The 11,321-nt window shown below is 42.8% G+C and carries 12 protein-coding genes and 1 riboswitch; all 12 genes read left to right on the forward strand.

Annotated features, from left to right (window positions below; translation table 11 throughout):
- The first annotated feature begins 504 nt into the window (after positions 1 to 504).
- The 12 genes from BK582_RS09310 (at position 505) to sufU (ending at position 11,261) form a co-directional block, all read left to right on the forward strand.
- Positions 505 to 846: a DUF2553 family protein gene (locus tag BK582_RS09310; RefSeq protein ID WP_078594544.1), complete on the forward strand. Its 342-nt coding sequence runs from the start codon at positions 505 to 507 to the stop codon at positions 844 to 846.
- 185 nt (positions 847 to 1,031) lie between these two features.
- Positions 1,032 to 2,309, forward strand: a complete 1,278-nt coding sequence (locus BK582_RS09315; RefSeq protein ID WP_078594545.1) for an MFS transporter — start codon at positions 1,032 to 1,034, stop codon at positions 2,307 to 2,309.
- Between the two features lie 71 nt (positions 2,310 to 2,380).
- Positions 2,381 to 2,710: a hypothetical protein gene (locus tag BK582_RS09320; RefSeq protein ID WP_078594546.1), complete on the forward strand. Its 330-nt coding sequence runs from the start codon at positions 2,381 to 2,383 to the stop codon at positions 2,708 to 2,710.
- Between the two features lie 136 nt (positions 2,711 to 2,846).
- Positions 2,847 to 2,952, forward strand: a riboswitch (SAM riboswitch).
- 183 nt (positions 2,953 to 3,135) lie between these two features.
- Complete coding sequence (locus tag BK582_RS09325; RefSeq protein WP_078594548.1) at positions 3,136 to 4,161, forward strand: methionine ABC transporter ATP-binding protein; 1,026 nt, start codon at positions 3,136 to 3,138, stop codon at positions 4,159 to 4,161.
- Positions 4,162 to 4,210: 49 nt separating this feature from the next.
- Positions 4,211 to 4,840 (forward strand): methionine ABC transporter permease, encoded by a 630-nt coding sequence (locus tag BK582_RS09330; protein ID WP_078597938.1) that lies wholly within the window; start codon positions 4,211 to 4,213, stop codon positions 4,838 to 4,840.
- A gap of 31 nt (positions 4,841 to 4,871) precedes the next feature.
- Positions 4,872 to 5,795: a MetQ/NlpA family ABC transporter substrate-binding protein gene (locus BK582_RS09335; RefSeq protein WP_078594550.1), complete on the forward strand. Its 924-nt coding sequence runs from the start codon at positions 4,872 to 4,874 to the stop codon at positions 5,793 to 5,795.
- A gap of 342 nt (positions 5,796 to 6,137) precedes the next feature.
- Complete coding sequence (locus BK582_RS09340; RefSeq protein WP_078594552.1) at positions 6,138 to 6,509, forward strand: carboxymuconolactone decarboxylase family protein; 372 nt, start codon at positions 6,138 to 6,140, stop codon at positions 6,507 to 6,509.
- A gap of 316 nt (positions 6,510 to 6,825) precedes the next feature.
- Positions 6,826 to 6,978 (forward strand): YuzK family famiily protein, encoded by a 153-nt coding sequence (locus BK582_RS26915; RefSeq protein ID WP_169910931.1) that lies wholly within the window; start codon positions 6,826 to 6,828, stop codon positions 6,976 to 6,978.
- Positions 6,979 to 7,492: 514 nt separating this feature from the next.
- Positions 7,493 to 8,275, forward strand: a complete 783-nt coding sequence (sufC, locus tag BK582_RS09345; protein ID WP_078594555.1) for a Fe-S cluster assembly ATPase SufC — start codon at positions 7,493 to 7,495, stop codon at positions 8,273 to 8,275.
- A 25-nt stretch (positions 8,276 to 8,300) separates the two neighbouring features.
- Positions 8,301 to 9,599 (forward strand): Fe-S cluster assembly protein SufD, encoded by a 1,299-nt coding sequence (sufD, locus tag BK582_RS09350; RefSeq protein WP_078594557.1) that lies wholly within the window; start codon positions 8,301 to 8,303, stop codon positions 9,597 to 9,599.
- Complete coding sequence (locus BK582_RS09355; RefSeq protein WP_078594559.1) at positions 9,599 to 10,822, forward strand: cysteine desulfurase; 1,224 nt, start codon at positions 9,599 to 9,601, stop codon at positions 10,820 to 10,822. Before sufD ends, BK582_RS09355 begins: the two co-directional genes overlap by 1 nt.
- On the forward strand, positions 10,809 to 11,261 hold the full coding sequence (gene sufU, locus BK582_RS09360) for a Fe-S cluster assembly sulfur transfer protein SufU (RefSeq protein WP_078594561.1): 453 nt from the start codon (positions 10,809 to 10,811) through the stop codon (positions 11,259 to 11,261). Before BK582_RS09355 ends, sufU begins: the two co-directional genes overlap by 14 nt.
- Positions 11,262 to 11,321: the final 60 nt, after the last annotated feature.

Consider the following 11,321-nt stretch of genomic DNA (forward strand, 5'->3'; position numbering starts at 1 on the left):
TTACTCAAGGGATGCAAGAAGGCCTTGCGTTACTTGAGAGGCTGACACCGCGTTACTCAAGGGATGCAAGAAGGCTTTGCGTTACTTGAGTGGCTGCCATCGCATTACTCAAGGGGTGCAAGAAGGCCTTGCGTTACTTGAGAGGCTGACATCGCGTTACTCATGGGGTTCAAGAAGGCCTTGCGTTACTTGAGAGGCTGACACCGCGCGTTACTCATGGGGGGCAAGAAGGTCATGTACTCCCTCATTCATACTAGGCCCTTCACTCAGGGCATAAAGGACACCTTATCTTTCACTCATTGGGACAAATCTCTTCACTTTGGATACTTCCTTCTCTCCATCTTTCGTTCTGTATATCAGATCAAAACTCCTCTCCACCCAAAGGACCGGGCTATATAAACTGCTTCATACTGCCATCACTGGTTAAACTTACACTCCAATGCCTGACATATAATCTTCCTCAACGGATCAAGCTAACCTTAAAAAGGAAGGGGAGTAGTCAGCATGGCGGATAATGAACAGTATTTCAACACATCTGCAGAAAATGGACAAACTGTTACAAGGCATATTGTGGATGATATCAGAAGAAACCGGGCCAAGTCGAGGGAGGAAATCACCCAGCAGGTAACCCGGCAGAATGAGAAAGACGGGGCGACTGGCCTCTACCTTGGTGGCCAGAAAATAGGCCACATGCCTGGGGGAGATCAGCAGCACTTGTTTGAAATGGCGGAAGGTTTTGAGTTTGACAAAGATAAAATTTATAAAAAGAAAACAGATGCTGCCGCCGCGAAGAATCCGGACCAGCCGCAGGCTTATGTGGAAGGCTGTGATATGGGCTGGTGCTGAAGCGGGAAAATCGTATGGAGAGATTCCTCCATACGATTTTTTGTTATTTTCCAAAATTAGGCTTCCCATCTCACTCTTTATCGTCTATATTATAATTTAGTGAGTCGAAATATTTTTTATTTTTAATAAAATACATAAATAAAATAGAACAGGTCCGCCTTCCTAATGGCGGGAGGAGAAAAGAGATGGGGAAAATACTCAGCGAATGGCCTCGCCAGTTTAAAGGCTATAACAGAAATGTCCGCTTATTTCTGATTAGTTCCATCCTTGCCCATTCCGGAATGGGTATCTTTATGATCATTTACAATTATTATGTCCGTGAACTTGGGTTCGATGACCAGATGAATGGTTCTGTTATAGCGATGCAGTCTATAGCCACAGCACTGCTTCTTTTGCCTGCCGGGATTTTGAGCGACAGGGTGGGAAGAAAGAAAGTAATCCTGTACGGCGCCGTATTTACCGCCGTCAGCCTGTTTTTCAGAGCTGTCCTGGCAGGGGAAGTTTCCCTCCTTGGGCTCGCGTTCATGACGGGAATGTTTATGGCTTTTATCCAGGTTTCTTCCATACCGCTGCTGGCAGAAAATTCAACGGAAAAACAGCGTGTGCATTTATTCAGCTTTAATTTTGCGGTCATTATGATTGCTAATGTTATTGGCAATATTTTTGGCGGGGTTGTAAGTGATTTTTTCCATTATGTTATTGGCCTTGATCAGCTTTGGAGTATCCGGATCACGCTGCTTGCAGGAACTGCGTTTTTCTTCAGTGCTTTAATTCCTGTCTCTAAAATACAGGAAGAGCGTAAACTGGAGGATAAAAAGGTTCAGGACAGGTCCCTTAAAAAGTTATTTCAGTCAAACAGGGCGGGAATCAAAATTATCCTCCTGTTTGCCGGAGCTCAGATATTAATAGGGTTTGGCTCCGGACTTGTTATTCCATATCTGAATTTATACTTTGTGGATCGCTTTGAGATCTCACACTCCCTTGTAGGTTTAATTATTTCTTCCGGGCAGGCGATGACTGCTGTTGCTCTTATGATAGGCCCTGCTGTAGTTGCAAGGGTAGGGGAAGTGAAAGCAGTTGTTATACTGCAGCTCCTGTCCATACCGTTTTTGCTTCTTACCGCCTTTACGGAAAATCTGTACTGGGCAGTTTTTGGTTTTCTGTTCAGACAGGCGCTGATGAATGCAGGCAATCCGATTCAAATGTCATTAATGATGCGGAGTGTGGATAACTCGATCAAAGGCCTGGCAAATTCTGTAGGGCAGGCAGTTTTCATGCTTGGCTGGGCCGTAATGGGTCCTGTATCCACCACTATCGTTATGATTTATGGTTCATATACAGGGTATGCAATCGTGTTTTCCATCACCGGTGCCCTCTATCTGCTCGGAACAATTTACTTTTTCTTCGTCTTCAGAAAGCCTCTATACAGTAATACGGAAAAACTTCCGCAAAATGCAGGTTAATAGAGGTTTTTTCGTTCGGTATGTGGAATTTTAGAAGATAGCCATTTTAATAAAGGTCGGGGGACAAGAAAATGGAAAACCTTCTCATTGATTCTGCTGAACGGATAAAAAAGGGGGAGCATATTGCCGGTCTTGTGAAAAAAGCAGATATCACCTTTTTTATAAAATGTGAAGAAGACGGCTGGTTTGTTCATTTATATAACGGGGAGTTTGAAATACGGAAGCAGTCTGCAGAAGATAAAGGGGATTGGCTGGTAATTGAAGGAAACCCATCATCAATAAAACGTTTTATAAATGGAGAAGATTTTCTCCTCTCTATGAAACGAAGAGGAGAGCTAAAGGCTGAAGGGAAGCTGAGACAGCTGCTTCTTCTGGAATCAATCTGGTTTTTAACGAAGTAGGAGGTTACCACAAACTTCCGTATGGCAATCCCAGTAATAATTTTACGCAAATAATTATTTTATAAAACTATTTGACAACCTTTAATTTTTCATGATAAGATGCTGTTTAGTAATTGACTGAACATTAATTTAATATTTCTTATCCAGAGAGGCGGAGGGACTGGCCCGATGAAGCCCGGCAACCACCAGGGAAACCTGGAAGGTGCCAATTCCTGCAAAGCATAGGCTTTGGAAGATAAGAGACGGGACTTTATTTATTAACCTTTCTGCTTATTTTCGTGAGCCGAAAGGTTTTTTTGTTTTATATATAGCCATACTGTTTGTTAAGATAGGAGAGCTTGCACTATAATCCTTTCGCACTCTAAATTGACTAAACAGATAAGATTACAAGATATATAGTTTTTAAAGAAAGTGAGGCCCAAAGGATGATTAACTTATCTAAGCTTTCTAAGGTCTTTAATACGAAAGACGGCAAAGTAACAGCTGTCGATAATATAGATTTGACCATTGATGAAGGGGAGATATTCGGTATTATCGGTTACAGCGGAGCAGGTAAAAGTACGCTAATCAGGCTGCTGAATATGCTCGAGTCTCCATCTGAGGGCTCTGTAACAATAGCTGGTAAAAAGATGGAGGATCTTTCGAAAAGAGAGCTGAGAGAGGCTCGCCAGGAGATCGGAATGATATTCCAGCATTTCAATCTGCTCTGGTCCAGAACAGTAAAAGACAATATTGCCTTTCCTCTTGAAATTAAAGGGGTACCAAAAGAGGAAAGAGACAAGCGGGTAAACGAGCTAATCAGGCTTGTTGGACTGGAAGGAAGAGGGGGCTCTTACCCTTCTCAGCTTAGTGGAGGACAGAAACAAAGGGTGGGTATTGCAAGAGCTCTTGCCAATAATCCGAAAGTTCTTCTCTGTGATGAGGCAACTTCAGCTCTTGACCCGAAAACGACTGACTCGATTCTCGATCTGCTAACAGACATTAATAAAAACCTTGGCTTAACTATCGTTCTTATAACCCACGAAATGCATGTGATCAGGAAAATCTGCCACCGGGTAGCAGTAATGGAACAGGGCAGGGTTGTAGAACAGGGTAATGTTCTCGATGTGTTTAAGCGGCCAAAAGAAGATATGACAAAAGAATTTGTTAAACAGGTGACTGAACCAGAGGAAACGGAAGAAACATTAAAGGATCTCTTTGGAGAAGAAGGGATAGGCCATATACTCCAGCTGACATTTGTCGGCGGTGACGCCAAAAAGCCTTTAATAAATAATATTGTCAGGTCATTTGATGTTACTGTGAATATCCTTCAGGGGAAGATCAGCCAGACGCAGAACGGGCCATACGGTTCATTATTTATCGGGGTTGACGGGGAAGCCTCCGAAATAAACCGTGTTAAAGATTATATCCGTGAACAGCAAGTGGAAGTGGAGGTGATCCACGGTGAGTAAATTGATTGCGGGAAACATTTTATTGTTTCCGAATGTAAACTGGGAGAACATGTGGGAGGCAACTCAGGAAACACTGTATATGTCTGTAGTGGCATTGCTGTTCACTTTCCTGTTCGGACTTCTCCTCGGGCTGCTTTTGTTTTTGACAGACCGTGGGAATCTCTGGGAAAACAGAATTATCCAGGGGGTTACAGCGGCATATGTGAACGTATTTCGTTCGATCCCATTCATTATTTTAATTGTATTGCTAATCCCGTTTACCAGGATTGTGGTGGGAACGATGCTGGGACCCTCAGCGGCACTCCCTGCTTTAATTATTGGGGCTGCCCCCTTTTATGCAAGGATGGTAGAGATCGCCTTAAGGGAAATTGACAAAGGCGTCATCGAAGCTTCCAAATCAATGGGAGCAAGTAACAGCCAGATTATTTTTAAAGTACTGCTTCCTGAATCTATGCCGGCCCTGGTGTCGGGACTTACTGTTACAGCTATCGCACTTGTCAGCTATACTGCGATGGCGGGAGTTATTGGAGCAGGAGGTCTCGGGGACCTGGCGTACCGTGACGGATTCCAGAGAAGAAACACAGATATCACCCTCATGGCGACTTTGATTGTGTTAGTGATCGTCTTTATCCTTCAGTTTATCGGTGATCGCTTGACCAATAGATTAGACAAAAGATAATAATTTTTTAAAAAATAAGGAGGACTTTATAATGAAAAGAATTTTTAAAACTCTAAGTGTAGCAGGTTTATCAGTTGGGCTGCTTGCAGCTTGCGGCGAAGGAGATAACAATAATAACAACCAGGCTGGAAACGACGGCAATGCAGGTAATAATGAGGAAGTAAACAACGATGCTGAGGAAAATAATAACGAAGGCAACAATGAAGAAGCAGCAGAAGATCTGGGTGAATTAGTAGTAGGTGCTACAAACGTTCCACACGCTGAGATTCTGGAATTTGCCCAGCCGCTTCTTGAAGAAGAAGGCGTGGAACTCGATATCGTAACTTTTAACGATTATATTCTTCCGAACGAAGCACTTGACGCTGGTGAACTGGATGCAAACTACTTCCAGCACATTCCTTACCTTGAAATGCAAATCGAAGAAAATGGCTATGATTTTGTAAATGCTGGTGGCATCCATATTGAGCCAATCGGTATATATTCTCAGGAATACAGCAGTCTGGACGAGCTTCCGGAAGGGGCACAGATCATTATGAGTGATTCTGTTGCTGATCACGGGCGTATCTTAATGATGCTTGAAGACAATGGCCTTATTACTCTTGCAGAAGGTGCAGGAATTGGCGCTTCAATTAATGATATTGAAGAGAACCCTAATAACTTTGATTTCCAGGCAAATGTGGAAGCGGCTCTTCTCCCAACAGCTTATGAAAATGGCGAGGGTGATGCAGTGCTAATCAACTCTAACTATGCGCTTGACGCTGGTCTGAACCCATTAGAAGATGCAATTGCACTTGAATCTGGCGACCAGGACAACCCATATGTTAACGTAATAGCTGTAAATTCAGGCGATGAAGAAGATCCGCGAATCGTTAAGCTTGTAGAAGTGCTTCTGTCTGAAGAAGTAAGAGATTTCATTGTTGAAGAATACGATGGTGCAGTAGTACCAGCTGAATAATATTGTATGTCAGACCCGGTTCTTTTAAAGAGCCGGGTTTGTTTATTTACTTGAATGAATTTCCGTGCCCGCAGAGAGGTCCGGCTGAAGCGTAAATCGAACAACAAAGTAAATCTTTAAGATAGTGTTTGCATTCAAGTTGGAAATCCTGAATGATGAAATCGATTCACTTAGGAAAGCAAATATCATTTTCATTTTTCTCAGCACCTCATGATATTTTTCCTGATTAAAGTAATAATAAAAAATGCTTACTTTTCATTGTTAGCTCTGCAAAGAATAAAGAAGCAGCCAAGTGAGAAAAACAACAGGAAATAAAAAGCCAAATTAAAGGAGTGCAGAAATATGGATAACGAAATTAGGCCAATGTCTTCGGTGGAAGAAGCATTACATCATTATAAAGAAGGCTTAGGGACTTTTACGAGGCAGATGCCGGAGATTGCGAGTAAATACAATGCCTTTACAGAAGCCTGCTTTGAGGAAGGGAAACTGACACAAAAAGAGAAACAGCTGATCGCGCTGGGAATCAGTCTGTATGCTCAGGACGAGTATTGTATTATCTATCATATGAAAGGCTGTCTCGACCAGGGGTGTTCGCAGGAGGAAATCCTTGAAGCTGTTGGTGTCACAGGAGCATTTGGCGGTGGGGCAGCGATGAGCCAGGGAGTTACTCTGGTGGAAGAATGCCTCGAAGAATTTGGAGGGAATCTTCATTAAGCAGTAATTACAGCCAGGTAACCCAGTTTTTGGAATTGTGAGAATATTGGAGGTATTAAGCGTATATTTCCATCTTCTCTTGGTGAGGTGGTGAGAGGAAATCTTACACTGCCTCCTTCCTGTATAAGCAGCGCTGTGCACTTTGGGTAAAAATATCTTAGATGGTATGATTGGTTTGTAAGAAAAAGAGGTCAAAGTCTGGTTTAAGGTGCGAACGATTAGGGAAGTTTTTCTTCAAGCACCAAAGTTTGACCAAAAAAAACCGAAAGGAATGTGATTCATTATCCATCAGATTCAAACCAAACATACGAACGAGATGGAAAAGGCAATGTACCAGTCATATGGTATAGGTTATGAGGAGTATAATCGTAAACTGGAAAACCGTATCGAGGTTGAAAAAGAACGGGAGAAAGACCATCATAAATCGATGCAGATTCTCTCGCAGTACAGCAGACAGATCCACACATAGAACGATGTATGTAAGAGGGCAGTACCTTTAAGAAATATATGTATAACCGGCTGGCAGGCGCAGAGTCTGCCAGCCGGTTTGTTTTCCCCCTGTAACCTCCATTTTTGTAAATACAGAATGGAGAGTTTCAACATGGGAATATTAAAGTGTAGAGTAATAATCATTCTCAATTAGGAGAAGTATAATACATTTAAATGAGAAAAAGCTCCAATAAATTTTGTATGGCCTCCTGGAGTGTTTCTTTATATAACGAAAAAGTATTAGCAATTAAAGACGAATGGGTTTATAGAAAAAACGTGAAAAATGGAAGAAATTAAGCGAGAGAGCACATGAGCATTTAATATTTGTTCTAATATTGAAGAATATTTGCTTTTCCCTTGAACTCGTTTTTCATTTGATATAAGATTAGAATGAGAATAGATTGAGAATGAACGGAAGCTGAAAAAGTGTTCATCAACAGCAATCTTAGCACGTTTGTGATCAAACATGCAAAAAAATAAATGGAGGTATTGTCATGTCTGCACCAAACTTAAAGGTTGAGGATCTTCATGTTTCGATTGAAGATAAAGAAATTCTGAAAGGCTTTGGCATTGAAGTGAAAGGCGGGGAAATCCACGCTATTATGGGTCCTAACGGAACAGGTAAATCCACTCTTGCTTCCGCATTAATGGGCCACCCTAAATATGAAGTAACTAAAGGTAATGCAACCTTCAATGGTGAAGATCTTTTTGAAATGGAAGTTGACGAGCGTGCACGCGCAGGTCTTTTCCTTGCAATGCAATATCCGAGTGAAGTTGCAGGTGTTACTAATGCAGACTTTGTTCGTACTGCTATAAATGCTCACCGTGAGGAAGGCGACGAAATTTCTCTAATGAAATTTATCCGTAAAATGGACGAAAAGATGGGAACTCTTGAGATGGATGAGTCCTTCCAGCACCGTTATCTAAATGAAGGCTTCTCCGGCGGTGAGAAAAAACGCAACGAAATTCTTCAGCTGTTAATGCTTGAACCAAAGATCGCAATTCTTGATGAAATCGACTCAGGACTTGATATCGATGCATTAAAAGTAGTTGCACAAGGTATTAATGAAATGCGCAGCGAAGACTTCGGCTGCCTGATTATTACCCACTATCAGCGCCTTCTGAATTACATTAAGCCTGATTTTGTACATGTTATGATGCAGGGACGCATCGTTAAATCAGGTGGTCCTGAACTGGCAGAGCGCCTTGAAGCAGAAGGTTACGAGTGGATTAAAGAAGAACTTGGAATTGAAGACGAAACAGTAGGCCAGGAATAATTGCGGTTGACGAGGAGGAATAACGATGACAGCGGAAACTAAATTTCCAGTGGATCAGGACATTTTGACGAGCTTCTCTAAAGACCGCAACGAACCTCAGTGGCTTACAGATTTGCGTCTTTCGTCTTTAGAGAAAGCAGAAACGTTAGAGTTGCCTAAACCTGACAAAACAAATATTAAGAACTGGAACTTCACGAACTTTGAAACGTTCCAGAATACAGCAGAAACAGCAGAACTTTCAGATTCAGCAAAAGCGCTTATTGGAAGTGAAGAAGATGCGCCAAACCTGATCGTTCAGAAAAATGGAGAAACTTCCATCAGCAGAATTTCTGAAGAGTTAAAACAAAAAGGTGTTATTTACACAGATATTCAGACTGCCGTTAAAGAGCACAGCGACCTGGTGCAGAAATATTTCATGCAGGACGCTGTTTCAGCAGATGAACACCGCCTTACAGCACTTCATGCGGCACTTTTAAACGGTGGAGTATTTGTTTATGTGCCAAAAAATGTTGAAGTAGAGCTGCCTCTTCAGGCGCTTTATGTCCAGGAGGGCAATTTCGGGCTGTTCAACCATGTGCTTATTGCGGCTGATGTAAACAGTTCTGTAACTTATATTGAAAATTATATGAATGACGGAGATGCGTACGCTTCAGCAGCAAACATTGTAGCAGAAGTATATGCTGCCGATGGGGCAACTGTTAATTTTGGAGCAGTTGATACCTTCTCTTCAGAAGTTATCACATATGTGAACCGCCGTGCGCAGGTATCCGGAAGAGACGCAAAAGTTTACTGGGCTCTGGGCCAGATGAACGATGGTGATACTATTTCTGAAAATACAACGTATCTTGTTGGTGAAGGGTCTTATGCAGATACTAAAACAGTGGCGATTGGCCGCGGTACGCAAAAACAGAACTTCACAACTAACGTCATTCACTTCGGGAAAAATTCTGACGGACAGATTCTGAAGCATGGTGTTATGAAAGATGCGGCTACATCTATTTTTAACGGTGTATCCAAAATTGAACATGGTGCTACAAAAGCAAATGGCGAGCAGACAGAGCGTGTCCTTATGCTCAGTGAAAAAGCCCGCGGGGATGCAAACCCTATTCTGCTTATCGATGAAGATGATGTAACTGCAGGCCATGCTGCATCTGTAGGGAAAATTGATCCTATCCAGATGTTCTATCTTATGAGCCGTGGAATTTCACGCCGTGAAGCTGAGCGATTAATTATCCACGGATTCCTTGCTCCGGTAGTAAACGAACTGCCGATCGAATCCGTAAAAGAACGGTTAATCGAGGTTATTGAAAGGAAAGTATACTAATGAATGTACAAGAAGTACGTCAAATGTTTCCTATCCTCCATCAGGAAGTAAATGGCCACCCTCTTGTATATTTAGACAGTGCAGCAACTTCACAAAAGCCGGTGCAGGTCATTGAAGCGGTGGAGGATTACTACCGCCGCTACAATTCCAATGTGCACCGGGGAGTTCATACTCTTGGAACCCATGCTACCGATGCGTATGAAGGAGCAAGGGAAAAGATACGAAAATTCATAAACGCACACAGCACGGAAGAAATCATATTTACACGTGGAACTACCACCGCCCTTAACCTGGTAGCGACAAGCTACGCAAGGGCTAACCTTGGGCCGGAAGATGAGATTGTTATCACGCCGATGGAGCATCATAGTAATATCATTCCATGGCAGCAGGTTGCAAAGCACACGGGGGCAACCCTCAAGTACATGCCGCTGCAGGATGACGGTTCTATAAGCCTGAAGGACGCAGAGGAGACAATTACTGATAAAACGAAAATTGTTTCTGTCATGCAGGTCTCGAACGTCCTTGGTGCTGTGAACCCAATCAAGGATATTACAAAGATAGCCCATAAGAATGGTGCTGTAATGGTTGTTGACGGGGCACAGAGTGCCCCTCATATGAAAGTGGATGTAAAAGACCTTGATTGCGACTTCTTCGCTTTTTCTGCGCATAAAATGTGCGGCCCGACAGGAATTGGCGCCCTGTACGGAAAGAAAAAGCATCTTGAAAAAATGGAGCCTGTTGAGTTTGGCGGAGAAATGATTGACTTTGTTGGTCTGCAGGAATCCACATGGAAAGAATTGCCGTGGAAGTTTGAAGGCGGAACGCCAATAATTGCCGGAGCAATTGGCATGGGGGCCGCAATCGACTTTCTGACGGAGATTGGTCTTGATAATATAGACGCACACGAAGAAAAGCTCGTGAAGTATGCTATTTCCCGCATTGATGAAGTTGAGGGAGTTAAAGTATACGGACCTGAAAAACGAGCTGGGATCGTTACTTTTAATTGTGATGATGTGCACCCCCACGACGTTGCTACTGTGTTAGACGCAGAAGGTGTGGCAGTAAGAGCAGGGCATCATTGCGCACAGCCGCTTATGAAGTGGCTGAATGTAACAGCTACTGCCCGTGCGAGCTTCTACCTCTATAACACAGAAGAAGAAGTGGATGTGTTTGTAAAGTCACTAATAAAAACAAAGGAGTATTTTGGAAATGTCTTTGGGTAATCAGCTTGACACATTATACCGGCAGGTAATCATGGACCATTATAAAAACCCAAGAAACCGCGGGCAGCTCGAAGGGGATTCTTTAACGGTTAACATGAATAACCCTACATGCGGAGACCGCATTGAGCTTCAAATGAAAGTGGAAGACGGAAAAATCTCCGACGCTAAATTCGTTGGAGAAGGCTGCTCCATTAGTCTGTCCTCTGCTTCTATGATGACTCAGGCTGTAAAAGGGCTGTCAGTTGAAGACGCACTAAAGCTTTCCGAAATCTTTTCTGCTATGATGCTGGGTAAAGATTTTGATGAGGGGGATTTTGATCTGGGTGACATTGAAGCACTCCAGGGAGTTGCAAAATTCCCTGCCCGTATCAAATGTGCCACTCTTTCCTGGAAAGCGATGGAAAAGGGGCTTCAGGATTCAGCTGGTGAAGAGGAATAATTACAGATTTTCCCCTAAACCTTGGTTTAACCTGTGCTTATGATGTAAAATGGTAAGTAT

Source organism: Evansella clarkii (genome assembly GCF_002019695.1).
Classification (GTDB): domain Bacteria; phylum Bacillota; class Bacilli; order Bacillales; family Salisediminibacteriaceae; genus Evansella; species Evansella clarkii.